Source organism: Azospirillum thiophilum (assembly GCF_001305595.1).
Lineage (GTDB): Bacteria > Pseudomonadota > Alphaproteobacteria > Azospirillales > Azospirillaceae > Azospirillum > Azospirillum thiophilum.
Map to the genome: position 1 here is coordinate 149013 of NZ_CP012403.1, position 25654 is coordinate 174666.

25 protein-coding genes are annotated in these 25654 nt (G+C 66.0%); 18 read left to right on the forward strand and 7 right to left on the reverse strand.

The window, feature by feature from the left end:
* The first annotated feature begins 94 nt into the window (after nt 1–94).
* From AL072_RS19915 to AL072_RS19925, 3 genes are all read left to right on the forward strand, one after another.
* On the forward strand, nt 95–1204 hold the full coding sequence (locus AL072_RS19915; RefSeq protein ID WP_045584545.1) for an HlyD family secretion protein: 1110 nt from the start codon (nt 95–97) through the stop codon (nt 1202–1204).
* Between the two features lie 144 nt (nt 1205–1348).
* Complete coding sequence (locus AL072_RS19920; protein ID WP_045584546.1) at nt 1349–2902, forward strand: DHA2 family efflux MFS transporter permease subunit; 1554 nt, start codon at nt 1349–1351, stop codon at nt 2900–2902.
* 86 nt (nt 2903–2988) lie between these two features.
* Entirely contained in the window at nt 2989–3513 is a 525-nt protein-coding gene (locus tag AL072_RS19925) for a hypothetical protein (protein ID WP_045584547.1), read from the forward strand.
* A gap of 65 nt (nt 3514–3578) precedes the next feature.
* Here the strand turns inward: AL072_RS19925 and AL072_RS19930 are convergent, their stop codons facing one another.
* Together AL072_RS19930 and AL072_RS19935 are read right to left on the reverse strand one after the other, a co-directional pair.
* Nucleotides 3579–4793 (reverse strand): E22 family MetX-like putative esterase, encoded by a 1215-nt coding sequence (locus AL072_RS19930; RefSeq protein WP_045584548.1) that lies wholly within the window; start codon nt 4791–4793, stop codon nt 3579–3581.
* A 111-nt stretch (nt 4794–4904) separates the two neighbouring features.
* A complete protein-coding gene (locus AL072_RS19935; protein WP_014188340.1) occupies nt 4905–5225 on the reverse strand; it encodes a heavy metal-binding domain-containing protein in 321 nt (106 codons plus the stop codon).
* A gap of 184 nt (nt 5226–5409) precedes the next feature.
* Here AL072_RS19935 and AL072_RS19940 point away from each other — a divergent pair, with 184 nt between their 5' ends.
* The 6 genes from AL072_RS19940 to AL072_RS19965 all read left to right on the forward strand — a co-directional run bounded on the left by AL072_RS19940 (nt 5410) and on the right by AL072_RS19965 (nt 9754).
* Nucleotides 5410–6045, forward strand: a complete 636-nt coding sequence (locus AL072_RS19940; RefSeq protein ID WP_045584549.1) for a helix-turn-helix domain-containing protein — start codon at nt 5410–5412, stop codon at nt 6043–6045.
* Nucleotides 6046–6363: 318 nt separating this feature from the next.
* Nucleotides 6364–7308, forward strand: coding sequence for a YqaJ viral recombinase family protein (locus AL072_RS19945; protein WP_082109219.1), 945 nt, complete (start codon nt 6364–6366; stop codon nt 7306–7308).
* 48 nt (nt 7309–7356) lie between these two features.
* Nucleotides 7357–8223, forward strand: coding sequence for a hypothetical protein (locus AL072_RS19950; protein ID WP_052710305.1), 867 nt, complete (start codon nt 7357–7359; stop codon nt 8221–8223).
* A gap of 8 nt (nt 8224–8231) precedes the next feature.
* Complete coding sequence (locus tag AL072_RS19955; RefSeq protein ID WP_245636938.1) at nt 8232–8612, forward strand: hypothetical protein; 381 nt, start codon at nt 8232–8234, stop codon at nt 8610–8612.
* A gap of 77 nt (nt 8613–8689) precedes the next feature.
* Complete coding sequence (locus AL072_RS19960) at nt 8690–8962, forward strand: hypothetical protein (RefSeq protein ID WP_045584550.1); 273 nt, start codon at nt 8690–8692, stop codon at nt 8960–8962.
* A 153-nt stretch (nt 8963–9115) separates the two neighbouring features.
* On the forward strand, nt 9116–9754 hold the full coding sequence (locus tag AL072_RS19965) for a LysE family translocator (protein WP_045584551.1): 639 nt from the start codon (nt 9116–9118) through the stop codon (nt 9752–9754).
* 19 nt (nt 9755–9773) lie between these two features.
* Here AL072_RS19965 and AL072_RS19970 read toward each other — a convergent pair whose 3' ends face one another.
* Entirely contained in the window at nt 9774–12149 is a 2376-nt protein-coding gene (locus tag AL072_RS19970) for a Tex family protein (protein WP_045584552.1), read from the reverse strand.
* 407 nt (nt 12150–12556) lie between these two features.
* Between AL072_RS19970 and hyfB the strand changes: the two genes are divergently transcribed.
* Genes hyfB through AL072_RS20000 form a run of 6 tightly spaced genes read left to right on the forward strand, consistent with a single transcriptional unit; the run spans nt 12557 to nt 19810 of the window.
* On the forward strand, nt 12557–14605 hold the full coding sequence (gene hyfB, locus AL072_RS19975) for a hydrogenase 4 subunit B (RefSeq protein WP_045584553.1): 2049 nt from the start codon (nt 12557–12559) through the stop codon (nt 14603–14605).
* Entirely contained in the window at nt 14602–15546 is a 945-nt protein-coding gene (locus AL072_RS19980) for a respiratory chain complex I subunit 1 family protein (RefSeq protein ID WP_200909896.1), read from the forward strand. The genes hyfB and AL072_RS19980 overlap by 4 nt, the downstream gene beginning before the upstream one ends.
* Before the next feature lie 6 nt (nt 15547–15552).
* The gene (locus tag AL072_RS19985) at nt 15553–16224 is read left to right on the forward strand and encodes a hydrogenase-4 component E (RefSeq protein ID WP_342669616.1); all 672 of its coding nucleotides are present in this window, start codon (nt 15553–15555) and stop codon (nt 16222–16224) included.
* Nucleotides 16221–17657, forward strand: coding sequence for a hydrogenase 4 subunit F (locus AL072_RS19990; RefSeq protein ID WP_045584555.1), 1437 nt, complete (start codon nt 16221–16223; stop codon nt 17655–17657). The genes AL072_RS19985 and AL072_RS19990 overlap by 4 nt, the downstream gene beginning before the upstream one ends.
* 10 nt (nt 17658–17667) lie before the next feature.
* Complete coding sequence (locus AL072_RS19995; protein ID WP_060721734.1) at nt 17668–19254, forward strand: hydrogenase large subunit; 1587 nt, start codon at nt 17668–17670, stop codon at nt 19252–19254.
* 13 nt (nt 19255–19267) lie between these two features.
* A complete protein-coding gene (locus tag AL072_RS20000; RefSeq protein WP_045584556.1) occupies nt 19268–19810 on the forward strand; it encodes an NADH-quinone oxidoreductase subunit B family protein in 543 nt (180 codons plus the stop codon).
* Between the two features lie 75 nt (nt 19811–19885).
* Here AL072_RS20000 and AL072_RS20005 read toward each other — a convergent pair whose 3' ends face one another.
* The 3 genes from AL072_RS20005 to AL072_RS20015 are packed head-to-tail and all read right to left on the reverse strand — an operon-like array spanning nt 19886 to nt 21305.
* Nucleotides 19886–20329, reverse strand: coding sequence for a periplasmic heavy metal sensor (locus AL072_RS20005; RefSeq protein ID WP_082109220.1), 444 nt, complete (start codon nt 20327–20329; stop codon nt 19886–19888).
* Nucleotides 20326–20754 (reverse strand): hypothetical protein, encoded by a 429-nt coding sequence (locus tag AL072_RS20010; RefSeq protein WP_052710289.1) that lies wholly within the window; start codon nt 20752–20754, stop codon nt 20326–20328. Before AL072_RS20010 ends, AL072_RS20005 begins: the two co-directional genes overlap by 4 nt.
* The gene (locus AL072_RS20015; RefSeq protein WP_245636939.1) at nt 20751–21305 is read right to left on the reverse strand and encodes a sigma-70 family RNA polymerase sigma factor; all 555 of its coding nucleotides are present in this window, start codon (nt 21303–21305) and stop codon (nt 20751–20753) included. The genes AL072_RS20010 and AL072_RS20015 overlap by 4 nt, the downstream gene beginning before the upstream one ends.
* Before the next feature lie 285 nt (nt 21306–21590).
* Here AL072_RS20015 and AL072_RS20020 point away from each other — a divergent pair, with 285 nt between their 5' ends.
* Nucleotides 21591–22922 (forward strand): ISNCY family transposase, encoded by a 1332-nt coding sequence (locus AL072_RS20020; protein WP_045584558.1) that lies wholly within the window; start codon nt 21591–21593, stop codon nt 22920–22922.
* A gap of 451 nt (nt 22923–23373) precedes the next feature.
* On the opposite strand, the gene AL072_RS20025 is transcribed toward AL072_RS20020, so the two are convergent.
* The gene (locus AL072_RS20025; RefSeq protein WP_045582059.1) at nt 23374–24720 is read right to left on the reverse strand and encodes an IS701 family transposase; all 1347 of its coding nucleotides are present in this window, start codon (nt 24718–24720) and stop codon (nt 23374–23376) included.
* A gap of 58 nt (nt 24721–24778) precedes the next feature.
* Between AL072_RS20025 and AL072_RS35340 the strand changes: the two genes are divergently transcribed.
* Both AL072_RS35340 and AL072_RS36400 read left to right on the forward strand, forming a co-directional pair.
* Complete coding sequence (locus AL072_RS35340) at nt 24779–25060, forward strand: hypothetical protein (protein WP_045580520.1); 282 nt, start codon at nt 24779–24781, stop codon at nt 25058–25060.
* A 150-nt stretch (nt 25061–25210) separates the two neighbouring features.
* Nucleotides 25211–25297, forward strand: coding sequence for a small membrane protein YohP (locus AL072_RS36400; protein WP_465252109.1), 87 nt, complete (start codon nt 25211–25213; stop codon nt 25295–25297).
* Nucleotides 25298–25654 lie beyond the last annotated feature (357 nt).

A 25654-nucleotide genomic window follows, 5' to 3' on the forward strand; every position in this document is an offset into this window, starting at 1 on the left:
AAACTGAACGGTTCAGTTCTTTCCCCTGACGACGCCGGCAAGAGCGTGTCGGCGGGACTTCAGGCTGGACCGCGCCGGATCGGGGATAGAGACGATGGCGAATGGCGTGCGGAAGATCGTTCTGTCGGGCGTTGCTCTTGCCGTGCTGGCGGGCGGTGCCGTCGCCGGCGAACGGTGGTGGACGGAAGGCCGGTTCCTGGAATCAACCGACAATGCATATGTGCAGAGCGACATCACCGTCGTCAGCCCGAAGGTCTCCGCCTATGTGCGCGACGTGAAGGTCGCGGAGAACCAGCTGGTGCGGGCCGGAGACGTGCTGGCGGTGCTGGACGACCAGGACTTCCGCGCCAAGGTGGCGGAGGAGGAGGCTGCGGTCGTAGCCCAGAAGGCAGCGCTGGCGACGCTCGCCACCAAGTTGGAATTGCAGCGCACCGTGATCGACCAGGCCGCCGCCACGCTGGCGAGCGCCGAGGCCGAGCAGCGCCGCGCCCAGCAGGAATTTGACCGCAGCCGTTCGCTGGCCAACGACAGCTGGACCAGCCGGCAGAAGCTGGAGACCGCGGACGCCGACCTGCGCAAAGCAGTCGCCCAGGTCGCCAAGTCGCGCGCCGCACTGGCCACCGAGAATGAGCAGGTCAACGTCCTGAACGCCACCCGAACCGAGACGGAAGCCCATCTGGCCCAGGCCCAGGCCACGCTGCAGACGGCACGCAACGATTTGGACAACACGGTGCTGCGCGCGCCGGTCGACGGCGTGGTCGGCAACCGCGGCGTCCAGGTCGGCCAGTATGCCCGGCCCGGCGTGCAGTTGCTGTCGCTGGTGCCTCTGCCCGACGTCTATGTCGTCGCCAACTTCAAGGAAACCCAGCTGGCGCGCATGCGGCCCGGCCAGCATGTCAGCATCTCCGTCGATGCCTTCCCCGACCGCAGGCTGGTCGGCACGGTGGAGAGCTTCGCCCCGGCGTCCGGCTCCAAATTCTCGCTGCTACCGCCGGAGAACGCGACCGGCAACTTCACCAAGATCGTCCAGCGAATCCCCGTCCGCATCGCCCTGCCGCGCGACAACGCGCTGGCCGGCCTGCTGCGCCCCGGCCTGTCGGTGGAGGCCGAGGTCGACACCCGCGGCGCCGATGCCCAGCCGCATGTAGCTGTCGGCGGCGTGTTCGGCGCGCTGAGCGACAAGCAGGCGGTGGCCGCCAAGTAACGCGGCCACGGTCCGGCGGGGGCGCCGCCCCACTTCCCCCCTTCGGGGGCGGCGCCCCCGCCACAAACCAACCGACACACGCGTCATCGCCAAGAAGGCCGGCACCTCAAGGGGTGACCGGCCGCGACAGAAGGCATCGGTTCCATGGCGACACCGGCCCAGGGCATGCGCCCGCTCTCCCCGCGCGACATCGCCGGCTTCTTCGCGATGGTCGTCGGCATGTTCATGGCGATCCTGGACATCCAGATCGTCTCGAGCTCGCTGTCGGAAATCCAGGCCGGCCTTGCGGCCAGCGCCGATGAAATCTCGTGGGTGCAGACCTCCTACCTGATCGCGGAGGTCGTGATGATCCCGCTGTCCGGCATCCTCTCGCGCATCATGTCGACCCGCGTGCTGTTCACCGTGGCAGCGGCCGGCTTCACCCTGACCAGCATCGCCTGCGCCTTCGCCAGCAGCATCGAGTCGATGATCGTCTGGCGTGCGCTGCAGGGCTTCATCGGCGGCGCGATGATCCCGACGGTGTTCGCCACCAGTTTCATGATCTTCCCGCCGGAAAAGCGGGCGGGCGTGTCGGTGATGATGGGGCTGGTCGCCACCATGGCGCCGACCATCGGACCGACCCTGGGCGGCTACCTGACTCAGCACATGTCCTGGCACTGGCTGTTCCTGGCCAACGTGATCCCCGGCATCCTGGTGACCTCGCTGGTCTGGTTCCTGGTCGATGTCGACCGCCCGAACCCGGAACTGCGCAAGGGCTTCGATTTCCTCGGCCTGCTGTTGATGGCGACCTTCCTGGGCAGCCTGGAATATGTGGTGGAGGAGGGGCCGCGCAACGACTGGTTCGACGACGAGGCGATCCTCGCGCTGGCCGTGGTGGCGGCGATCGGCGGAATCGGCTTCTTCTGGCGGGTTCTGTCCTATCGCAATCCAATCGTGGAACTGCGCGCCTTTGCCGACCGCAACTTTGCCATCGGGTCTCTCTACAGCTTCATCCTCGGCATCGGTCTCTACGGGTCGGTCTATCTGCAGCCGCTATTCCTGGCCCGGGTCCGCGGCTTCAACAGCCTGCAGATCGGCGAGATCATGTTCGTGACCGGTGCCTTCCAGTTCATGTCGGCCCCCATCGCCGGCGCGCTGTCGAAACGCATGGACCTGCGCGCCATGCTGGCGCTAGGATTGATCCTGTTCGGGACCGGCGTCTGGCTGAACAGCCATTTCACCGCGGAGACCGGCTTCTGGGAACTGTTCCTGCCGCAGGCCATCCGTGGCCTGTCGCTGATGCTGTGCTTCATCCCAATCAACAGCGTCGCACTCGGCACCCTGCCACCGGACAAGTTGAAGAACGCGTCGGGCCTCTACAACCTGATGCGCAACCTGGGCGGTGCCATCGGGCTGGCGGCAATCAACACGGTGCTGACCAACCGCGACGCGCTGCACATGAACCGACTTGGCGACAACATGAACCTCGCCCGGCCCGAGGTGCAGCAGATGGTCGATTCCCTCACCCAGCGGTTCGACGGGCTGGTGGCGGACCCGACCGCTGCGGCGATGTCGCGGCTGGTCGGGCTGGTCCAGCGCGAGGCGCTGATCCTGACCTTCAACGACGCCATGCTGATGATGTCGGCGGTCTTCTTCGGTGCCCTGCTGTTCATGCCGCTGGTCCGGCGTCCGGGTGGCCCGGTAAAGGCCGACCATTGAGCTTCACGAGCGGCATAGGTTGCCGCCCGCGGGTTGTGCTATAGCTTGCCTCATCGACCGACCGTCAGAAACCCACCGCGATCCCGATGAGCAAGCGTCAATACACCCGAGCCGAGGTCAAGGAACTGCTGGGCGCGCTGGAGCGCCAGTGCCGCGAAGCTTCCAAGCTCGCGCAATTGGCGGAGCATGAGGCGAGCAAGCACAGCTTCGGTGCCTATCGCGACTTCCGCGACAAGGTGGGCGAATTCCAGGCGCTGGTCATCCTGATCGAACAACGGCTGCGCAATCTGATCGACGCCCGTTCCGACGATCTGCGCGACCAGTTCGAAAAGCTCGACACCGTGATGCTGGCCCTGTTGGTGCGCGCCAGCATGCGCTTCTTCTTCGTCCTGTCGGCCAACCCGATCCTGCCGATGGGCGCCCGGGAGATCTTCGTGGCGGAGTTGCGCAGCCTGCATGATGCGGCGGAAAAGCTGAAGCGCCCGACCTATGTCGGCAAGCTTGGGCCGGAGTTGGACCGCGACCTGGAAACCGCGTCGTTGATCCTGGAGGAGATCATCGACAAGGCTCCCAGCCTGCTCAATTTCCGTGGAGGCGGGGGAGGGGAGTAACGGGACTCCCGGAGCGGCGCCTGTGCCCAGTCACTCCCACCCTGCCAATCATCTCGCCCGGCCAATCACTTCGCCAGGAACTGCGCGATCGTCTCGCCGGCCTTGGCGATGTTGGCGACACCGTCCAGATGCCCGAGGGTCGAGGTGATCGACTCGGTATATTCCACGGAGTTGCCCTGCTTCTCCAGCCGGTCCTTCAGCGGCCGCATGTTGCGGTCGGGCGGGAAGACCAGATCGTCAGCAGACGGGATGAGCAGAACAGGGGCTTTGATCTTCGCCAGCCCATCCTCCAGCGAGGTACCGTTGCCGGTGACGAAGGTCTGGTTGGCCTTGACCAGATAGAGGAAGTGGTTGGCGTCGCTGACCGCGGCACGGCCGGCGGCGGCCTTTTCCAGCCAGGCTTCGATGGCATATTGGTTGCCCATCGCCGCACGCGGATCCTTGCCCTCCTCCGCCCATTTGCGGCCGAAGGCGGCATCAGCCCATTTCCAGTGGCGGGCGTGCAGGGTGACCAGCTTCAGCGCCTCGGTCAGGCCGGCCTTCGGCTCCGCCTTGCCGTAATAGTCGCCGTTGTTCCAGTTGGGATCGAGCTTGATCGGAGCGCCCCACAGGTTCAGCCACCCTATCAGGAAGGGGTCGGCTTCCGGCCCGCCGATGGCGGCGATGACCCGCTTGACCATGCCCGGATGGTCCGCTCCCCATTCGAAGGCCTGGAGCGAGCCCATCGAACCGCCCATCACCGCCTGCAGCGTCTTGATGCCCAGGCTGTCGACCAGCGCCTTCTGGACAGCGACGAAGTCCTGGATCGTGACGATGGGGAAGCTCATGCCGTAGGGCTTGCCGGTGTCCGGATTGATGCTGGCCGGTCCGGTGGTGACGACGTTGGGATCCTTCGGCGAAAGGTTCACCAGCGTATCGGAGCTGAGGATGAAGTATCTGTCGGTATCCAGCGGCTTTCCCGGACCGATGATGCTGTCCCAATAGCCGGGCGCGGCATCCTCCGCCTTGTATTTTCCGGCAGCATGGCTGTTTCCGCTGAAGAAATGGGTGATGAGGATGGCGTTGTCCTTGGCCTCGTTCAGCTTGCCATAGCTTTCCCAGCCGATGCGGACATTCTTGATCGTCCCGCCGCCGGTGGTGGTGTAGGACGGCATCTCGAAGATTTTCTTTTCGACGATGCCGTCCAGGGCCAGCGCCGGCAGGGCGCCGAACAGGCAGGCGGCCATGACGAGCCCGCCCAGGCGGCCGGACCAAGTGGAACCGCGGACAACCCCACGCATAGGCAACCCCTCCCGAATTGTTCGTTAGACACTCTATCCGGGCGCGCAGTCTACCCGCACGGCCGCATCTGTCCAGCCGCCTTCGGTGACGCTTACGGTCAGGACCGGCCGTTAACGGAGCCGCACGGCGGTGCCGTTGACCGACACCATCAGCATGCCGTTCTCCTTGCCCAGCACCTCGTAATCGACATCCACCCCGACGATGGCGTCGGCGCCGAGCGAACGCGCAGCATCCTGCATGTCGGCGAAGGCGGCCTCCCTCGCCTCGCGCAGGGCCGCCTGATAGCCGCCGGCCCGCCCGCCGACGATGTCGCGCACGGACGAGAACAGGTCACGGAAGACGTTGACGCCCATGATCGCCTCCCCGGCGACGATGCCGAGATATTGGGCGACCGGGCGGCCTTCCACTGAATCGGTGCTGGTGACGATCATGGTCTTTCCTCCTGTCATGGTGCCGACGACGCACAGATGGCGCCATATGCGGCCGAGTCCAAGGCGGCACTGCAGAATCGCACGAGCGGTGAGTCTATCGCGCCTTCCCCCATCCCCTCGACACCGTGTAGGACAGCAGTCGGAAGCCGTGGAAATCGGCTGCAAGGCAGGCGAGGGGAAAACCATGGACGACACGCGGCGCGCCATCCTGCGCTGGCTGACCGGCGTGATGGAGGCCCGGAATTGGAGCGCCGGCGGCTGGGCCCGGCTGGCAGGCGTCACCGCCACCAACCTGACTCGCTTCCTACGCGACCCTGTGGCGGGCAGCGTGCCCAGCGCCGATACGCTGGCCCGGTTGGCCCGAGTCGCCGGCTCGGAGCCACGCTTCCTCGACGATCATGCCTATGCACCGGTCTCGCGCGTGCCCGTACTGACACTGGCGCAGGCGCATGTCTTCCTCGATCTCGGCCGCAAGGCAGGGGAAGCCTTCCTGACAGGCACGCTGAAGGACGGTTCGGCATCGGTCGCCATGGACGGTCGGACCTCCCGCCGCGCCTTCGCGCTGCGCATCTTGTCCAAGAGCCTGGATGCCGCCGGAGTGCTGCCCCGCGACTGCGTGGTGCTGGAACCGCTGGACGTGCTGACACCACAGGCCGGCGATGTCGTGGTGTCAGTGGGCGAGGGGACGATCTGCGGCTACCGGTTCTTCCCCCCGCACCTGATGCCGGTGTCAACCGATCCGGACCGTCACCCGACCGCAATCGACCGTGCCCACGTGGCCGGAGTCGCCGTTCATGTCGTCCGGACTCTGCGCATGTAAAGCAATTGGATATGTCGAGTCGCGCGACATGAGATCTTGCAAGTCGACTCGCAAAAATGGACGTTTCTACTCCACTCGTTTTCGTTTGTATGAATCGATCTTAGAATATACCAAATATAGTATCTATCTAGGACTTTAACGGTCACTATGGCCAAGCCAAAGGTTCATGTTTTGTTCTTGTAAACTGCATGTTCGCATCCTATATGCATGATCTGTTCGGTAGCGCTCGAAAATATGCTGCAAAATCGCAGCTAAAGTTGCGCTTTCCGGCCGGCAAGGTGGCCCACAGCGGCACGAAATCGGGATGTCGGGACAGCAATGGCGATCACTCAGGCACAGCGGGAATTGCGGGCGAAGCGGATCGGATCGTCGGATGCCACGCGCGTGATGGCGGGCGACTGGCTGTCGCTGTGGCGCGAGAAGACCGGCCGCGCCGAAGCGGAGATTCTCGACCTCGTCGCCGCTGTTCAGATCGGCATCGCGACAGAGCATCTGCACCCGCGCTTCGTCGCCCATGCCACTGGCCGCCCCTGCGTCGCGGCACCTGATACCTACCGCCATGCGGAACATGACTGGATGGTTGCCCATCCGGATTTCCTGACCGGCAGCAGTCCGGATGGCGAACTCGATACCATCGTGGAGGCGAAGTTCAACAGCGGCTTCCAGACCGACGCCGACCTTGCCCGCCGCTACCACTGGCAATTCCAGCACCAGTTGGAAGTCGTCGGGCTGGACCGCGGCCTGCTGTCGATCCTGCGCCCGACCGGCCACGCTCTGGTGACGGTGGACCGCCGCCCGGACGATGTCGAGCGGCTGGTGGAGACGCTGGAAGCCTTCTGGTGGCACGTCGTCAATGATGTCGAGCCGTCGGATCCGCTGCCGATGGATGCACCGTCCTATGAGACGGGCCGCGTCTTCGACATGGGGCGGCACAACCGCTTCCGTGCGCTGGCCGGCCGACTGGCCGCCAACCGTGCCGCCGCCCTGGAGGTGAGGGAGGATGAGGCGGCACTGAAAGCGCTGATGCCCGGCGATGCCCGCATCGCCTTCGTCGAACTCGACCGGCCGGGCGGTGGCCCCGGCGGACTGTATCTGGCGCGCGACCGCGAGGGCCGGCTCAGCCTGCACTACGGCGCACCGCCGCGCCGGACGCTCGCTGACGCGCAATCGTGGCCCCATTCACCCGAAGCGCCGTCCGCTGACCCGAGCATGGTGGCCCCCAGCCTGGAGACAGTGCTGACCGCCGGCTGGGGTGAGGGGTGAGGGGTGAGCCGAAACGTTTGAACATGAAGGACTCAAGTCATGGGACGCATGAGCAAGACCGATGCCCTCGTTGCCGATGCCGAAACCGCCGGGTCCAGTGTGACTGAAACCTCGCAGCCTGTCACCCAGGCCACATCACCGACGGAAGGCAAGTCCGATGACGACAGCCGCGATTCGCAGGGATCCAAGTCGGCGGACTCGAAGTCGGCCGAGCCGCAGCGCATCGACACGATGTTCCTATGGAACCGCCTGAAACGCACCGATCCGAAGGCGACCAAGCCCTTCACCCGGGCAGGCGGTTTCCGCGGGACGCAGATCGATCCGACCTGGCGCTTCCAGATGATGACCGAGGTGTTCGGTCCGATCGGCAAGGGCTGGGGGTATGAACAGGTGGATTGGACCATCGCGGAACGGATGATCTTCATCTGTGCCCGCGTCTGGTACATCGATCCGGAGACCGAGAAAAAATGCTTTACCGGCCCGCAATGGGGCGGGACCGAGATGGTCCGGCGCCGCAACGGGATGGAGATGCCGGACGACGAGTGCTTCAAGATGTCGATGACCGATGCGGTCGGCAAATGCCTGCTGCAGATCGGTCTGGCTGCCGACGTCTATATGGGTCAGTTCGACGACAGCAAGTACCGCGAGGAATCGGAGGCCTTCTACGCCGCCAAATCCAACCCGGACCTGCAACCCGCCGCCGTCGAAGCCTTCGAATCGGAAGTGAAGCGCCGTCTTGGCGCCTGCCTGGACTTGGACGACCTGGAAGAGGTCTGGCGGTCCGGCGTCGGCACCCGCCTGCGCGAGATCGGCAGCGTCGATCGTGCCGCACAGCACCGCATCACCGGCCTGTTCGCCCAGAAGAAGGCCGAGATCCTGAAGCGCGAGGACGAGGAGGGGCGGGAAGCCGCCTGACACTTGACATGGCCCAGATAAATCCGATGCCGATAAATCCGCACTCGACCAATCAGCCCTCCGTCGGCCAATCGCCCAGCGGGCTGTTCCGAATGAGCGCCTGGGAAGGCGAATTCGAGCGTGCCAACACCCAGTTGCCGCGCTGGTACTGGAATCGCGACCAGCGCCGTCGCCGCTATGCCCGCTGGGTCGAGGCCGAAGCGGAAACGCTCGCGATGCGGTTGTCAGGTCTGCTGCGGCCCGGCGCCCCTGCGGATACAGCAGGGGCGGCCCGCGTCCTGGTCGAGTCGCTGGCACGTGACATCGACTGGGCCCGGCGGTTGGAAGACTCTGATCGAGACAACGACGCACGCGACGCACATGACGGCCCATTCGCCCATGCCGCCTGACCCACGCTGCCGATTCTCGGGGCGTGACGGGCGAAGTCCGATGGAATGCCGCCGGATGAATGGAAGGAACCCACCCCATGACGATAGAAGAGGTCCAGGCGCGTCTGCGCGCCGCTCAAGCCCGCATCGGACGTGAGGGCCGCTTCGCCCTCACCCTCAGTCTGGACGGGCGCGAGGAATGCTACATCACCCATTGGTTCCGGCCCGACCCGCACGCCTTCGAGGATTGCCGGGCGGTCAGTTCCGGAACCCTCGCCGAATGCCTCGAAGCGCTCGACCGCTACGTCGCGGCCAATGTGCCCGCCGGACCCGTGCGGGAAGAGGCTCAGGTGCTGATGGCAGCCGAATGACATCCCCGTAACGGCCCGACCATCGGCCCTCTCCCCTCGTTCCCCCCGTGGACGAGTGGATTTTTTACCCTGCACTCGGAGTCCCGGCTTTGTGCTCCGGGACACGGTTGCGGTACCATCCATCTCATTCGACCGAGAGGGGATGGCTGGCCATTGGATCCGATCCTTGCCTTCGTCAGCATCGTTGCCGCGATAGCGGTCGGTGCCGCCAGTCCGGGGCCGAGTTTCGTGCTGGTCGCCCGCACATCGATCGCCGTATCCCGCAGGGCCGGGCTGGCGACCGCGCTTGGCATGGGGATTGGCGGCGTCTGCTTCGCTTCGCTGGCGCTTCTGGGATTGCACACGCTGCTGTCGCATGTCGGGTGGCTCTATGCCGCGCTGAAGCTGGCCGGCGGCGCCTATCTGCTTTATCTGGCGTTCCGCATCTGGCGCGGCGCCTCGGAGGCTCTCGTGGTGGATGGGGACAGCCGGACCGCCCCGGCCGGCAGCATCGCCCGACCACTGCTGTTCGGTCTGCTGACCCAACTCCGCAATCCCAAAACGGCATTGGTCTACGGCAGCATCTTTGCTGCGCTGATGCCTGCCGATCCACCGTTCTGGCTGTTCGCCAGCCTGCCGCCGGCAATCTTCCTGATAGAAGCCGGCTGGTACGCCATTGTCGCCGCAGCTTTCTCCGCCGGCAGTCCGCGTGGCGCTTACCTGCGCTCGAAGCACTGGATCGACCGAGCCGCCGCAGCCGCCATCGGGGTCTTGGGGGCACGTCTGGTCGCCGACGCGGTGCCCCCGCCCTGAGCCATCGGCGTGGCCGATTCTACTTCTTCTTTCCAGCCTGCGCCCGTGCGAATGCTTCGGCAAAAGCACTGTTGACCGGCTCGGGCGCCTTCGCCGGTTTCGGTACAGGCTTTGCAGCCGGAGCGGCCGCGCGCCGCTCAACCTGTGGCGCCCCATGTGGCGCCCCTTGTTGCGGACGTACCGGCACCCGTTCGTCCCGGCGTTCGTCCCGCCGTGCTGCCGGACGCGGCGCCTCCTCGCCCATCCGCATCGTGAGCGCGATGCGCTTGCGCGGGATGTCGACCTCCAGCACCTTCACCTTCACCACATCGCCGGCCTTCACCACTGTGTGAGGGTCCTTCACGAAGCTGTTGGCAAGCTGGGAAATATGCACCAGCCCGTCCTGATGGACTCCGATGTCGACAAAGGCACCGAAGGCGGTGACGTTGGTCACCACGCCTTCCAGCATCATGTCGGGCTGGAGGTGCTTCAGCTCCTCCACGCCTTCCTTGAATGTGGCCGTCTTGAATTCCGGACGGGGATCACGGCCCGGCTTTTCCAACTCCTTGATGATGTCCTCGACCGTCGGCACGCCGAACCGCTCGTCGGTGAACTCTCCGGCATCCAGTCCGCGCAGGAAGCGGGCGTCGCCGATGACGCTGCCGAGGTCGCGGCCGGTGGTCTTCACGATGCGCTGCACCACCGGATAGGCCTCCGGATGCACGGCGGAGCCGTCGAGCGGATTCTCGCCGTCGCGGATGCGCAGGAAGCCGGCGGCCTGCTCGAAGGTTTTCGGCCCCAGCCGCGCCACGTCGAGCAGTTGCCTGCGCGAGCGGAAGGCGCCGTTGCGGTCGCGGTGCTCGACGATGTTGCGGGCGATGGTTTCGTTCAGCCCTGACACACGGGTCAGCAGCGGGATCGATGCGGTGTTGAGATCGACACCAACGGCGTTCACACAATCCTCGACCACGGCATCCAGCGAGCGGGCCAGCTTGCCGCCGGCGAGGTCGTGCTGGTACTGGCCGACGCCGATCGATTTCGGCTCGATCTTCACCAACTCCGCCAGCGGATCCTGGAGGCGGCGGGCAACGGACACCGCGCCGCGCAGGCTGACGTCCAGGCCGGGGAACTCGTGCGCGGCGGTTTCCGACGCCGAATAAACCGAGGCGCCGGCCTCACTCACCACCAGCTTGGTCAGTGACAGCTCCGGATGACGCTTCATCAGGTCAGCGGCCAGCTTGTCGGTCTCGCGTGACGCAGTGCCGTTGCCGATGGAGATCAGTTCGGCCTTATGGCGGTGGGCCAGCGCCGCCAGCACCGCGATGGAGCCGTCCCAGTCGTTGCGCGGCGGATGCGGATAGATCGTCGTCGTCTCCACCAGCTTGCCGGTCGAGTCCACGACGGCGACCTTCACGCCGGTGCGGATGCCAGGATCGAGCCCGATGGTGGCGCGCTGGCCGGCCGGTGCGGCCAGCAGCAGGTCATGCAGGTTGCGGGCGAAGACACGAATCGCCTCGTCCTCCGCCCGCTCGCGCAGGGCTCCCATCAGGTCGGTCTCGATGTGCGGGCCGATCTTCAGCTTCCAGGTCCAGCGCACCACGTCGGACAGCCACTTGTCGGCCGGACGGCCCTGGTCGCGGATGCCGGTATGGACGGCGATGGTGCCCTCCGCCGGATGCGGCCGCCCCTCTTCCAGCGGCAGGTCGAGGCCGATGTCCAGAACGCCCTGCGCCCGGCCGCGGAACAGCGCCAGCGCGCGGTGCGACGGCAGCTTGGCCCAGCTTTCCGAGAAGTCGAAGTAATCGGAGAATTTGGCACCCTCCGCCTTCTTCTCCTCGATGACCTTGGAGGTGACGATGCCCTTGTCGGCCATGGCGGTGCGCAGGCGGCCTACCAGCTCGGCATCCTCGCCGAACCGCTCGACCAGGATGTGGCGGGCGCCATCCAGCGCCGCCTTGACATCGGCCACTCCCTTCTCCGCATCGACGAAGGCCTCAGCCTCCGCGTCCGGCCGTTTCATCGGATCGGCCAGCAGCGCGTCTGCCAGCTGCTCCAGCCCGGCTTCGCGGGCGATCTGGGCCTTGGTGCGGCGCTTCTGCTTGTAGGGGAGATACAGGTCCTCCAGCCGGGTCTTGGTGTCGGCCTGCTTGATCTGACGCTCCAGCTCGGGCGCCAGCTTGCCCTGCTCCTGAATGGTCGACAGGATGCTGGCGCGCCGGTCCTCCAACTCGCGCAGGTAGCCCAGCCGCTCATCGAGGGTGCGGAGCTGGGTGTCGTCCAGGCCGCCGGTCGCCTCCTTGCGGTAGCGCGCGATGAAGGGAACGGTCGACCCCTCGTCGAGCATGGCGATGGCGGAAGCGACCTGGGACTCGCGGACCGACAGTTCGTCGGCGATGCGCTGGCTGATGGACAGCATGAGGCAGGGATCCTGCGGACTGGTGACGACAAGAAAGGGCATCTCTCATAGCGCGCGGGGCAGGGCAACGCCACCCCGGCATTGGGCAGAGGCCGGGGTGATGGTCCGGGCACGGAGAGCTTGAGCGGAGCCTTTGCGGTAGAAATTCGCAAAATAGTGGTAGGGATCGTTTTCTTTCCGCCATTCACCACCCGTTAACCATATCGGCCCTATACCTCTGCTTGCAACTTGGTTGCGTTTCCTCCCGAACCAACTCAAGGCGGCCTGCGGCAAAACCGCACGGCCGCCTTTTCTTTGGGCAGGTCGCCGCGGCTGAAATCCATAAGAGAGTTAGAGTTTTTCCTCTTGCCAAAGCTGGGGGCAACATCCTTACAATGCGTCGGGTTTAACCCATTCGGCCTAGACGCTTGGCAATTCCCCTCTCCTCCATATTGCTGCTTTTCTCGGCAGCGCTCCTGGCGGTTGCCGCCCGCAACCGACATTGGGCAACCGACGTCGTCTATGGCGTGACTGCGGCCGCCTGCGGACTGACCGTCCTGTGGGCGGTGACAACCCTGGCGACAGGCGCCGTGGTGCCGGCCGCACTGACCCTGCCGATCGGTCTGCCCTGGAGCGGATCCCATCTGCGCGCCGATGCGCTGTCGGTCTTCTTCCTCCTGGTGGTGAACGGCGGCGGACTGACCGCGAGCCTTTTCGGCTGGGGCTACGAGCGGGCGCATCATGGCAGCGGCCAGCAGGACGCCCCCCATCCGCAGGGCGGCCCGGTCCTGCCTTTCTTCCCGTTGTTCCTGGCAGGCATGAGCTTGGTCCTGCTGGCGGACGACGCCTTCACCTTTTTGGTGTCATGGGAGTTCATGTCGCTGGCATCCTGGCTGCTGGTGCTGTCGACCCACCGCGAGGCCGAAACGCCCGAGGCCGCTCGGCTCTACCTGATCATGGCCAGCGTCGGCACGGTCTGTCTGATGCTAGCTTTCGGGCTGTTGGCCGGCGGACCGGGTGACATGAGCTTCGCCGCCATCCGTGCCCACGCGCCCGGCAGCGGCGCGGTGGTGGCGGCGCTTCTGCTGGTCCTGCTGGGGGCCGGGTCGAAGGCCGGCCTATTCCCGCTGCATGTCTGGCTGCCGTTGGCCCACCCCGCGGCGCCCAGCCATGTCTCGGCCCTGATGTCGGGGGTGATGACCAAGGTCGCGGTCTACGCCATCGTCCGCGTCACCTTCGACCTGCTCGGACCGCCCTCATGGTGGTGGGGTGGGGTGCTGATGGCAGCGGGCACGGTGACGGCGGTGATGGGGGTGATGATCGCCCTGATGCAGGATGACCTGAAACGGCTGCTCGCCTGCTCCACCATCGAGAACATCGGGGTGATCGTCATCGCGCTCGGGCTGGCGCTGGTGTTCAAGGCCAGTAGCACCCCGGTCATCGCGGCATTGGCGATGAGCGCCGCCCTGCTGCATGTCGTGAATCATTCCCTGTTCAAGAGCCTGCTGTTCTTCGTCGCCGGCTCGGTGTTGACCGCGACCGGCACGCGGGACCTGAACCGGCTCGGCGGCTTGATCCACAGGATGCCGGCGACCGCGGTGCTAGCGCTGGTCGGCGCCGCCGCGATCTCCGCCCTGCCGCCGCTGAACGGCTTCGTCGGCGAATGGATGCTGTTCCAGGCGATCCTGAACGCCCCGGCCCTGCCGGAATGGTCGCTGAAGATCGGCATCGCCGTCGTCGGTGCCGCGGTAGCTCTCGCAGCAGCGCTGGCGGCCGCCTGCTTCGTCCGCTTCTATGGGATCGCCTTTCTCGGGCGCCCGCGCTCGGTCGAGGCCGCGGGCGCGCGGGAGGTCGGGACGGCGATGCATCTGGCGATGCTGGTGCCGGCGGTGCTGTGCATCGCCATCGGCGTGCTGCCGACCCCGCTGATCCGCTTGTTCGGCCCGGCCGTGCGCGCCATGGTCGAGGCCGGCCCCTTCGACGACCGCGCCTATCAGCCCTGGTTCTGGCTGGCCCCGACCTCGGCCGTCGGCAACTCCTACAACGGCATGGTTCTGTTGGTGGCCATCGCGGCGCTGTCGGCCCTGCTGGTGCTGGTCATCCACCGCCGGGCGTCCGACCGGGTGCGCTGGTCGGACGCCTGGGGCTGCGGCCATGAGGAGCCGGACCCGGCGGCGCTGTCGCAATACAGCGCCGGCAGCTTCGGCCAGCCGATCCGCCGCGCCTTCGGCACAACGCTGCTTGCCGCCCGGGACAGCGTGTCGATGCCGGAACCCGGCGACACCCGCCCGGCCCGGCTGAGCGTGAGTTGGCGCGACCCGGCATGGCCGCTGCTGTTCACCCCGGTCGGCCGCGCGGTGAACTGGCTGGCCGACCGCTCCAATCATTTGCAGTTCCTGACCATCCGCCGCTACCTGACGCTGATGTTCGCGGCGCTGGTGGTGGTGCTGATCCTGGTCGCGGTGGTGCGGTCATGATCGCGTCCATCCTCTACCAGATCATCCACATGCTGCTGGTGCTGACACTCGCCCCACTGCTGACCGGCTGGGTGCGGCTGGTGAAGGCGCGCCTGCTCGGTCGGCGGGGGCCGTCGCCGATCCAACCCTACCGCGACCTGCTGCGGTTGCTGCGCAAGGAGGTGGTGCTGGCGCACAACGCCTCCTGGCTGTTCCGGGCGACGCCCTATGCCATGTTCACCGCAATCTGGCTGGCGGCCGGACTGGTGCCGGTCTTCACCACCCGCCTGGCTCTTGCCCCGGCGGCGGACCTGATCGCGCTGATCGCGCTGCTGGGCACCGCACGCTTCTTCCTGGCGCTGGCCGGCATGGACATCGGTACCAGCTTCGGCGGCATCGGTTCCTCGCGCGAGATGATGATCGCGGCGCTGGCCGAGCCGGCGATGCTGATGATGGTCTTCTCGGTCGCGGTGCTGGTCCGCAGCACCTCGCTGGCGGAGATCGCCGCCTTCATGACCTCCGGCAGCGTCGGACTGCGGGTGTCGCTGGCCATGGCGCTGATCGCGCTGGTGATGGTGGCCATCGCCGAGAACGCGCGCATCCCCATCGACAACCCCTCGACCCATCTGGAACTGACCATGGTTCACGAGGCGATGGTGCTGGAATATTCCGGCCGCCATCTGGCGCTGGTGGAGGCGGCGGCGATGCTGAAGCTGCTGCTCTACGTCGCGCTGATCGCCTGCATCTTCGTGCCCTGGGGGCTCGCGACCGGCGACCGAGGCACCGTCCTGACCGGCCTGCTGAGCTTCCTGGCCAAGCTGGCAACGGCCGGGGCCGGGCTGGCGTTGTTCGAGACGTCGGTCGCCAAGATGCGCGTCTTCCGCGTAGGGGAGTTCCTGGGCGGGGCGCTCCTGCTCAGCCTGCTGGGCGCCATCTTCCTCTATGTGTCGCGCGGCGTATGAGCGGGGATGAGCATGAACGACATCGCCTATGACGCCTCCCATCTGTTCGGCACGCTGGTGCTGATGACGAGCTTCGCGCTGCTCTACCAGCGCCGGCTGTTCGCCCTGCTGCATGTCTTCACCGTCCAGGCCCTGGCCCTTGCCGCTGCCGCCGCATGGCAAGCCTATGCCCATGACGAGCCGCATCTCTACATCACCGCGCTGCTGACCCTGGCCTTGAAAGCAGTCGCCATCCCGGTGGCTCTGCACCGGATCATCCAACGCCTGAACATCCAGCGCACAGTCGAGCCGGCGCTCGGCATCGGGCTGACCCTGCTTGCCGGCGTGTCACTGGTCACGCTGTCGATCCTGCTGGTCCTGCCGGTGACGGAGGGGGCGACCGCCCTGACCCGCGAGGATCTGGCGCTGTCGCTGTCCGTGGTGCTGCTGGGCCTGTTGATGATGATTTCGCGCCGCAACGCGGTCAGCCAGGTGGTCGGCTTCATGTCGATCGAGAACGGCCTGATCCTGGCCGCAGTCGGCGTCGCCGGCATGCCGCTTGTGGTGGAGATGTCGATCGCCTTCTCGGTCATGGTCGCCTTCATCATCTTCGGCATCTTCCTGTTCCAGATCCGCGAACGGTTCGAGACGCTCGACATGCGCCGGATCGAGAGCTTCCGGGGGGAGGCCGGCGAGTGACGCCCTTCCTTCCCGCCGTCCTGCTGATCCCGCTCCTTTCCGCGGTGGCGCTCGCCCTGGTGCCGGACTGGCGACTGGCGGCGAAGCTGAATGCCGGCGCCAGCGCCCTGACCCTGCTGGCCGCGCTGGCATTGTTCGGCGCGCCGCCGGCTGCCACCGCCCATCTGGTGCTGGACGCCTTCAACGTCGCGCTGATCGCGCTCACCGCCTTCGTCGGGCTGACCACCGCGGTCTTTTCCGCCGGCTATATCGGACATGAAGTGCGGCGCGGCCTGCTGACCCCGCAGAAGCTGCGCTTCTACCACGCCATGTTCCAGGCCTTCCTGTTCACCATGCTGCTGGCGCTGTCCGCCAACAACCTGGGCGTGCTGTGGGTGGCAGTGGAGGCGGCGACGCTGACCACCGTGCTGATGGTCAGCCTGTACCGCACCGCCGCCAGCATCGAGGCGGCGTGGAAATACTTCATCCTCTGCGGTGTCGGCATTGCGCTGGCTCTGTTCGGGACCATCCTGATCTATATGGCGGCCCAGCCGGTGATGGGACCGGGGCTGCCGGCGATGACCTGGACGGCCCTGCAGGAGACAGCAACGCGCATCGACCCGAATCTGCTGAACCTCGCCTTCGTCTTCCTGCTGATCGGCTACGGCACCAAGGTCGGGCTCGCGCCGCTGCATGCTTGGTTGCCCGACGCCCATGCGGAGGGGCCGACGCCGATCTCCGCCGTGCTGTCGGGGCTGCTGCTGAACGTGGCGCTCTATGCCGTGCTGCGCTTCAAGATGCTGCTGGCCGCCAACGGGGCGGCGATGGCGCCGGGCCCCCTGATGGTCACCATGGGGCTGGCGTCGCTGCTGCTGGCCGGGCCGATGCTGTACCGGCGGCGCGACGTGAAGCGTTTCTTCGCCTACAGTTCAATCGAGCATATGGGCATCGTCACCATCGCCTTCGGGCTGGGTGGACCGATGGCGAATTTCGCCGGCCTGCTGCACATGGCGATGCACAGCCTGACCAAGTCGGCGATCTTCTTCGCCGTCGGCCATGCTGTCCAAGTGACCGGTACCCAGTCGCTGGCGGGGATCCGCGGCCTGACGGTCAGCCATCCGGCGCTGGGCTGGGGGCTGCTGGCCGGCGTGGTCGCCATCGCCGGGCTGCCGCCCTTCGGCGTCTTCATGAGCGAGTTCCTGCTCGTCACCAGCAGTGTGACGGAACAGCCGGCGCTGGCGGCGGCATTGGTCGTCGGCATCCTGGTCGCCTTCGGCGCACTGGTGCTGCGGGTGCAGCAGCTCTGCTTCGGTGCACCGGTGGCGGAGCCGGCGCCGCTGCACGGTACGTTGGTGCCGCTCTATGCCCATCTGGCGCTGGTGCTGACGGCCGGGCTGTGGATTCCGGCACCGCTGGTCGGCTGGTTCCGCTCCGTCGCGGCATTGCTGGGATAGGGGAGGCGAGATGTACGGCGAAGATCCCCTGTTCGGCCTGCTGGGCCGCATCGGCCGTCCGGTCGAGGGACACAGGCCGTGGCCGCGCTACGTCACCGACCGCGCCGGCTGGTTGCAATTGATCGAAGCTTTGGCCGGCAACGGCTGGTCGCTGCTCGGCCTGTGGGGCGAGGCCGATACCGTGCACGCCGCCGTGCGTGAGGAGTTGGCGGGCGACGTCGCGGTGGTCAGCCTTCCCTGCCCAGACCGCCGCTTCCCCAGCCTGTCGGCGGTACGGCCGGCGGCCAACCGGCTGGAGCGCGCCGCGCACGATCTGTTCGGCCTGATACCGGAGAATGGGGTGGACGGACGCCCCTGGCTCGACCACGGCCATTGGGGCGTGCGTCACCCGCTGGCCGCCAGTCCGGCACCTGTCCCGCCGACCACTGAGGCGCAACCGCCCTACCGCTTCCTGCCGGCAGAGGGACCGGGGCTGCACCAGATCCCGGTCGGACCGGTCCATGCCGGCATCATCGAGCCCGGCCATTTCCGTTTCACCGCCAACGGCGAAACCGTGGTGCGGCTGGAGGAGCGGCTTGGCTACGTCCACAAGGGCGTCGAGGGGCTGATGCGCGGCAAGATGCCGGCGGAAGCGGCAAGGATTGTCGCCCGACTTTCCGGCGACAGCACCGTCGCCCATGCGCTGGCCTTCGCCCGCGCGGTGGAGGCGGCGCTGGGGATCGAGCCGCCACCGCGCGCGGTCTGGCTGCGCGCCCTGATGGCCGAGTTGGAGCGGGTCGCCAACCATCTGGGCGACATCGGCGCCATCTGCAACGACGCCGCCTTCGCCTTCATGCTGGCGGAGATGGGACAATTGCGCGAGATGGTGCTGCGTGCCGCGGATGCCTGCTTCGGCCACCGGCTGATGATGGACCGGGTGGTTCCCGGCGGCGTGATGCCGGACATCGCGGAGAGTGGAAGAACCCGGCTGGGAGACCTGACGGCGGACCTGCGGCGGCGCTTCCTCCCACTGGTAGCGATTTATGATACCAAGACCTCGCTGCTCGACCGCACGGTGACTACCGGCGTCGTCTCCACCGGGCTGGCCCAACGCTTCGGTGCCGGCGGCCATGTCGGCCGGGCATCGGGCCGCGGGCTGGATGCGCGCAAGTCGCCGGGCTATCCCCCATACACCGACCTCGAGTTCGAGGTACCGGTCCTGACCGAGGGCGACGTCAATGCCCGCATCTGGATCCGCATCCGCGAAGTGGAACAGTCGCTGTCGCTGATCGATCAGATCCTGCGCCGCATGCCCGGCGTGCCGCGCGGCCCCGACGGCATCGTCCCACCGCCGATGCTGCCGGATCTGCCGAAGCGGGCAGGGCAGGGGGGGCCGCGAGGGTCGGGGGAGGGCATGGCGCTGGTCGAATCCTTCCGCGGCGAAATCATGACCTGGGTCCGTCTGGCCGATGACGGTACCATCGACCGCTGCCACCCGCGCGACCCGTCCTGGTTCCAGTGGCCGCTGCTGGAAGCGGCGATCGAGGGGAACATCGTTGCCGACTTCCCCCTGTGCAACAAATCGTTCAACGGGTCCTATTCGGGCCAGGATCTGTGACGGGGAGCTGCCAATGCTGAAGCACATCCTGCGGTCCCTGACCGGTGGCCCGGTGACGGAGGCTGCGCCCGCCTCTTCTTCAGCCCCATTCGCCGATGCGCTGGCCGACCTGGGTACCCGTGTCGGCGAACGCGCCCGCGCCCGGTTGGGCCGCAGCCTGTCGATCCGGCAGGTCGATGCCGGATCCTGCAACGGCTGCGAGCTTGAAATCCATGCACTGAACAACCCGCTCTACGACCTGGAGCGGTTCGGCATCCGCTTCGTCGCCTCGCCCCGGCATGCCGACGTGCTGCTGGTCACCGGCCCGGTGACGAAGAACATGGCCGATGCGCTCCGCCGCAGCTGGGACGCAACACCCGACCCCAAATGGGTAGTTGCCTGCGGCGCCTGCGCCATCGACGGTGGCGTGTTCGCGGGATCCTATGCCTGCATCGGGGCGGTCGAGACGGTGCTGCCGGTCGATCTTCACATCCCCGGCTGTCCGCCCCGCCCGGCGGAGCTGTTGGCCGGACTTCTGGCATTGCTGGAGACCACCGCGGCCACAGCCGGATCCTGATGAAAAAAGGGCCGGGACGGACATGCCGCCCCGGCCTTACCCCGGAAGTGTCTGCCGCCGGCCGAACCGAAAGGATCAGGGAAGGCGGCTCTCAGCAAGGCGCAAGCGGCCTTCCGGGGACAAGCGGGATAGGGTCTCGACCAGCCGCGCCTCGAGTTCGGAGCGCAGCTTCGCGTCGTTGGCATGGAGGGTGTCGAACAGGGACTTCAGCCGGACGGGATCGAACGAATCGGCCATCAGTTCCGTTCGGAGGCGCGGGACGAACTCCTCGCGGCCGACCTGGATGCGGACGAACATCGGGCGGGCGTCGTCGATCGCCTTGCGCAGGATCTTCGCATCGGCCGGCGACAGGCGCCGGGCTGCGTCGTCGACGAACCGCTCCAGCATTTGCTCCGGACCGGGTGGGGGCGGGGGAGGCCGGAAGGCGTGGGCGACGACGAAGCCACCAGCCAGCATGTTAAGCGCAAGGGACCCGACCAGAAGGAACCAAGGCCAGCGGCGCCGGATCGACGGCGTCATCGCGTGTCTCCCAGATAGCTGACGATCATTACGCCCGACAGGCTGGGCGGGCTCGTCTTTTCGAAAGTAATCAGGCCCTGGCTGTAGCTGAGGAACCCGACCACCGCCATGGAAGCCAGGAAGCCGGCGAGCGGGGCCGCACGGAAGGGTGGTCGCGACAGGAACCATGGCACGAATTCGGGTACGACCCGCCGTGTCAGGCACTCGGCGATGCGGTCATAGACCCGAGCCTCGCGACGGGCGGAAACCGACGGAGACGAGGCGGCGTCCAGCACCATGTCGGTGATGGCGGCATCGGCCAGCGCGTCGCGCGCCTCCCCACTTGCATCCAGGAGGCTTAGGGCGTCGACCCGGGCGGATCGCGGCCAGTGGTCGAGGTTCGCACCGTAAGCCGCAGCGTTGCGTTTGAACTCTTTGAGCGTCATGACCGTACACCGTCCTTCTGACGGATCAGGGGTTGAAGCCGGGCGCGCACCACGCGGCGTGCCCGGACCAGCAGACTTTCCATAGCCGAAACCGACACCTGCAGTATTTCCGATGCCTCAGCGCACGTCATCTCCTCATGGTAGCAGAGGCTGAGCGCCGCCCTTTGCCGTTCGGGCAGGGCGGCTATCGCGGCGTCCACCGCCGCACCGATCCGCAGGCCATCGATCACCGTCTCGGCGCTCCAGGCCGGATCGGCGATTTCGTCAGCCGCATCCAGAGGGGCGAAGCTGCGCCGCCGCTTATAGTCGATGGCGCGGTTTACAACGATCCGGTACAGCCAGGTCGTGAAACGGGTGCCGTCTCCCCGCCAGCGGTCGGCGTTGGCCCAGATTTGCAGAAAGGCGTCCTGTGCCACCTCTTCGGCATCGGCAGCGTTCCCGACCACCCGTTGGGCCAAGGCGATGCTGCGGCGCAAATGCCGGCGCGTGAGCGTTCCAAACGCTTTCCGATCACCAACCGCGGCGCTTGCCATCAGCGCCTCGTCGGTCACCGCATCCTCGGTAGGCTCCACGCCGTCTTCCGCCTGCTCCCGGTTGCTGTCATGGCTTTATACGCCGTAAGTGTGGGAGTCCTGCGCGGGGAAGGCCATCGTTTTTAATCGGAAGCGTCCGCCGCACCGACGGTGCCGGAACCATTGCACTGATCAAGCCGATCATTTTTTTCCATAAGAACTATTATGTGTTTTTATGATGTAAGCGCAAAGCTAAAATGTCAGTCCCTCGCAACATAGAAGTGTCAGTCTTCCGTCAGGTTTTCGACGGCTGGGAGGCTGGCGATGGGCTGGATCACGATGAGCGAACAGGACTTGCAACGGGTCGAGGTTCTCGGCGAGGTGCTGAGCGGTCGCCGTGGGATCGGATCGGCGGCGTCGGTTCTGGCTTTGAGCGAGCGTCAGGTGTGGCGACTTCTGGCGCGCTACAAGGCTGGTGGCGGCGGCGCTTTGGTTCACCGGGGGCGCGGCCGTCCGTCGAACCGGCGGCTTGGCGATGAGGTGCGGGAGCAGGCGTTGGAGCTGGTTCGCAGCCGGTACGGCGATTTCGGCCCGACCCTTGCGGCGGAGATGCTGCGGGACACGCATGGGCTGACGGTGTCGCGCGAGACGTTGCGCCAGTGGATGGCGGACGCTGGCCTTTGGCTGTCGCGCCGGCAGCGCCGGCAGTTCCACCCTCCCCGGCTGCGCCGCGAGCGGTTCGGCGAGTTGATCCAGATCGACGGCAGCGAGCACCGCTGGTTCGAGGATCGCGGCGATCCCTGCACGCTTCTGGTGTTCATCGACGATGCGACGGGCCGGCTGATGCAGCTTCGCTTCGCCGTCTCGGAGAGCGCCTTTTCCTACTTCGAGGCGTTGGAGGGCTATCTGAATGCCCATGGCCGGCCGCTGTCCTTCTACTCGGACAAATACTCGGTGTTCCGGGTTTCGCAGCGCGAGGCGAAGGGCGGCCAGGGCATGACGCAGTTCGGCCGGGCCTTGGCGGAATTGAACATCGAGATCCTGTGCGCCAACTCCAGTCAGGCCAAAGGGCGGGTCGAACGGGTGAACCGGACGTTGCAGGACCGGCTAGTGAAGGAATTGCGGCTGGCCGGCATCACCGGCATCGAAGCGGGCAATGCTTTCCTGCCCGGCTTCATCGAGCGCTTCAACGCCCGCTTTGCCCTGCCCCCTGCCCGGCCGGACGATCTGCACCGGCCGTTGAACATCGCGCCGGATCGGTTGCGCCAGGTGCTGTGCTGGCGCGAACAGCGCCATGTCGGGCAGCAGTTGACGCTGTCCTACGAACGCAAGCTTATCATGCTGGAGGAGACGGAGCTGACGCGGGGACTGGTTGGCCAGTATGTCGACACCTACGCCTTCGCCGACGGCCGTCTGGAGGTGCGATGGAAAGGGGTGGCGCTGCCTTATCGGGCCTTCGACAAGGACCAGCGGGTCACCCAGGGCGACGTCGTGGAGAACAAGCGGCTGAGTGCGGTGCTGGCCCAGGTGAAAGAGATGCAGGAGAGCCGGCCGCCACCGCGGGTGAAGACCAACAGCGAGAAGAACGGCTACCGCAAAACAGGCCGGCGCAAGCGGGACAGCGGGCTTCCCGATGCCGCCTGCGCGGCTGATTGACCGCAGGCACTTGCCTCCTATCCGCAAAGCCCCGGTGCGGCCGGCATGTCTGGCAGCAGGATGATGGCTCGGCGATCGGCGTTGCCGTCAAGCCCTGCGCCTGCGGCGCACCGCAAAGCGGCTCCGGGGCTTGACCGCGCCACCGAGCCGAACCCCAACGCATCCATGCCAGATATGCCGAAGAAGCCCGACAGCCAAACTACACGGCCAAGCCGAAGCTACCTCTCTGACATTCCTATTTTGCGCAATCCACTGACACTTCTACCCGGTCGCAACATTGAGTAGGCGGGATAGGTTCTATTCTGAAGTGCAACTTTCTAGCAATTACAGGGGGGCTTCCACCTGCTCCGTTAGAGGGCCGATCAAAACCTCTCATGAGCTACGCAAAATCAATGGCTTGAATCGACGGAGGCGAGGTTTTGATCCGCGCTCTTAGCTGGACTTTGCGCATTTACGCCGGGAAGCAGACGGCTTGGATCAGTCGGTTGAGGATAGGGTCCGGGGGTTTCGCGATCTCCGCGTGATGGGCTGATACTGGAAAAGTCATTTCACGCCAGAGTTGGAGGCGTACGGCGGCGATGGCATCACTGAAGGTTGGCTCGTCTTTACGGTACCACGGCGCGGCCCTCGGTGTGATCGCTGCCCCCGCGGAGATGTCGTTGGCCCAGAGCGTGACCAGCGAGAACAGCCCGAGCAGGGCCGGAGTGGTGCGCGCGATAGCTTGGTCCGACCATTGCCGTTGGGTCTCAACCCCCAGATGTCGACGAACTTCGGCGAAAGTCACTTCGACGGCCCAGCGCCGAACGAACCAGCGTAGCACATCGAGCGGATCGGCCTGGAGATCGGTGCACAGAAAGCCCTGCGGCTCGAAGGCGCCCTGCACATCGCGCACCAGCACCCATCGGATCGGGACCTGTTTGCCGGGATGATACCATATGGCCGTGCCGGTGCTGATCTCCAGTTGGCGTTCCCCACCGCCATACCAGCCGTTCACCCGAACGCGGCACCAGGATGTGCCTGTATCCTTCAGGCGTTGGACAAGCGAGGGCAACCGGGTGCCCGACACCCGAGGGCGTCCCTTCGTTCCCGGAATGCGTGGCGGGGCCGGTTCGAACAAGCGGGCATCCAGGCGCAAGCGCGTGACGACGGTGAGGTGGGCTCGTAGATCACTGAGCAACTCGATGGCTGCGTAGCTGCTGTCGGCGACGACGATCAGCGGGCGACCAGGCGCCCAGCGCCTGACCTGGAGCAGAAGCTGCCGTGCCCAATCGGTAAGCTTCTTATGCCGACGTCGGGTATCCTGGGCAAACCGCTCCGAAGGTGCCAAAGCGCTGAGAAACGGCAGGGCCCAGACCCGTCCGGCCCAGGGGATCGGCACCAGCAGCATGACCACCATCCAGCGCAGGCCGCTGGCCTTGACGAAGTGACCATGGCTGGAGCGCACTGGGTCTCGATAGATGCCGCGCGCCTTGATCTTGGGACCCCAGCGCCGCTCGATCGTCTCGTCGATGCCGATGACCACCGGGCCTTGCGGCACGAAGGCGGCGATCAGGAGCGTGAACAGATGCCGGGCGACAGCGAGGCTCGACCAGCGGTTCCGATTGAGAACGCGGTGGAAGTTGGCGAAGCTGCCGGTCTCGCGCTGTCCCATGATGCTCAACACGGCCGTCACGGTGCGTCGCCCAGGGGTGAGAAGCGCTCCGGCAACCAGCACCAGGACATGGCGCCAGGTCGGCCTAGTGAACAGCGCCGCAAAGGGCGCCATCCAGCGCTCAATGCTGTCTGGAACGGGAGACATGACAGGGCTCCGCTGGTTGGAACCCTTGGGTAAACCCGACTGGAACGGGAGGATCACGATGAGCGTGGACGCCATGCTCGAGCGGATCGAGCGCTTCAATCGCACCCGAGGCGGCGGCGTGATCGTACGCAAGGTCGCCCGCGGTTACACGCTCCTCAGCGGGCACAACGGTGCCCCCGTCGCGAGGTTTCGACCCACCGGTGACGGGGACAAAGTGAAGGTGCTCTGGTGGAACGGCGAAAGTTGGGGGGCGTCAGGCCCCTTCGGCGTCGCCACCATGCCGCTCGACAGAGCCCTCGACTACGTCGCCAATGACCCGGACTTCTGGATCAACGCCTGATCCCAGCATCGCGAAATTGGCCAAAGTCCAGCTTAGTCCCGGCTCGGGAACCAAGGCCGGGTTTGAGGGTTTGATCCAAGCACAGGCGTAGCGCAACCGGCTTCCGGCGACGTGACGTCCTTGGACACAGGCCACAGAGGACCGACCACCATGCTCAAGATTCTCGGCTGGGCCATTCTCATCATCTTCATTATCGGACTTCTGGTCGTCACCGGAATCCTGAAGCTGATCTTCTGACACCCTGCCCTGCCCGGTTCGACCCCGCCCGGCTTGCAGGCCTCCGGCAGGGTTCGATCTGCAAGCAGACCTCCTATCGAAGCCGGCATATGATCTTCGATCTATGATTTAGGCCTACACAGGACAGAAATTTAAGGACAGGACAAAACCTTGCCTTATGATAATGAAAGTATAGGATCTGTCGAGTACCCTGCGGTACCGTCACACCGCAACGCGGTGCCTAAGAGCGAGCCGAGGTTCGTCAGTGCGCATCGCAGGGAATACCATCGAAGATCATGGCGCATTCAAGCGCCCTCCGTTGCATCGGGCCTTTGTGGCTCGGACCTGCCGGAGCGGGCGCGGTGATGAACAAAGGAC

Bases quoted from the DNA above. Each gene is read 5' to 3' on its own strand.
- AL072_RS19920 (WP_045584546.1), top strand. From the start codon at position 1,349: ATGGCGACACCGGCCCAGGGCATGCGCCCGCTCTCCCCGCGCGACATC.
- AL072_RS19935 (WP_014188340.1), bottom strand. From the start codon at position 5,225: ATGATCGTCACCAGCACCGATTCAGTGGAAGGCCGCCCGGTCGCCCAA.
- AL072_RS20005 (WP_082109220.1), bottom strand. From the start codon at position 20,329: ATGACGCCGTCGATCCGGCGCCGCTGGCCTTGGTTCCTTCTGGTCGGG.
- AL072_RS19940 (WP_045584549.1), top strand. From the start codon at position 5,410: ATGGACGACACGCGGCGCGCCATCCTGCGCTGGCTGACCGGCGTGATG.
- AL072_RS19925 (WP_045584547.1), top strand. From the start codon at position 2,989: ATGAGCAAGCGTCAATACACCCGAGCCGAGGTCAAGGAACTGCTGGGC.
- AL072_RS19980 (WP_200909896.1), top strand. From the start codon at position 14,602: ATGATCGCGTCCATCCTCTACCAGATCATCCACATGCTGCTGGTGCTG.
- AL072_RS19985 (WP_342669616.1), top strand. From the start codon at position 15,553: ATGAGCATGAACGACATCGCCTATGACGCCTCCCATCTGTTCGGCACG.
- AL072_RS36400 (WP_465252109.1), top strand. From the start codon at position 25,211: ATGCTCAAGATTCTCGGCTGGGCCATTCTCATCATCTTCATTATCGGA.
- AL072_RS19945 (WP_082109219.1), top strand. From the start codon at position 6,364: ATGGCGATCACTCAGGCACAGCGGGAATTGCGGGCGAAGCGGATCGGA.
- AL072_RS35340 (WP_045580520.1), top strand. From the start codon at position 24,779: ATGAGCGTGGACGCCATGCTCGAGCGGATCGAGCGCTTCAATCGCACC.
- AL072_RS20020 (WP_045584558.1), top strand. From the start codon at position 21,591: ATGGGCTGGATCACGATGAGCGAACAGGACTTGCAACGGGTCGAGGTT.
- AL072_RS19930 (WP_045584548.1), bottom strand. From the start codon at position 4,793: ATGCGTGGGGTTGTCCGCGGTTCCACTTGGTCCGGCCGCCTGGGCGGG.
- AL072_RS19915 (WP_045584545.1), top strand. From the start codon at position 95: ATGGCGAATGGCGTGCGGAAGATCGTTCTGTCGGGCGTTGCTCTTGCC.
- AL072_RS19955 (WP_245636938.1), top strand. From the start codon at position 8,232: ATGGCCCAGATAAATCCGATGCCGATAAATCCGCACTCGACCAATCAG.
- AL072_RS20025 (WP_045582059.1), bottom strand. From the start codon at position 24,720: ATGTCTCCCGTTCCAGACAGCATTGAGCGCTGGATGGCGCCCTTTGCG.
- AL072_RS19960 (WP_045584550.1), top strand. From the start codon at position 8,690: ATGACGATAGAAGAGGTCCAGGCGCGTCTGCGCGCCGCTCAAGCCCGC.
- AL072_RS19995 (WP_060721734.1), top strand. From the start codon at position 17,668: ATGTACGGCGAAGATCCCCTGTTCGGCCTGCTGGGCCGCATCGGCCGT.
- AL072_RS20010 (WP_052710289.1), bottom strand. From the start codon at position 20,754: ATGACGCTCAAAGAGTTCAAACGCAACGCTGCGGCTTACGGTGCGAAC.
- AL072_RS20000 (WP_045584556.1), top strand. From the start codon at position 19,268: ATGCTGAAGCACATCCTGCGGTCCCTGACCGGTGGCCCGGTGACGGAG.
- AL072_RS19970 (WP_045584552.1), bottom strand. From the start codon at position 12,149: ATGCTGTCCATCAGCCAGCGCATCGCCGACGAACTGTCGGTCCGCGAG.
- AL072_RS19950 (WP_052710305.1), top strand. From the start codon at position 7,357: ATGAGCAAGACCGATGCCCTCGTTGCCGATGCCGAAACCGCCGGGTCC.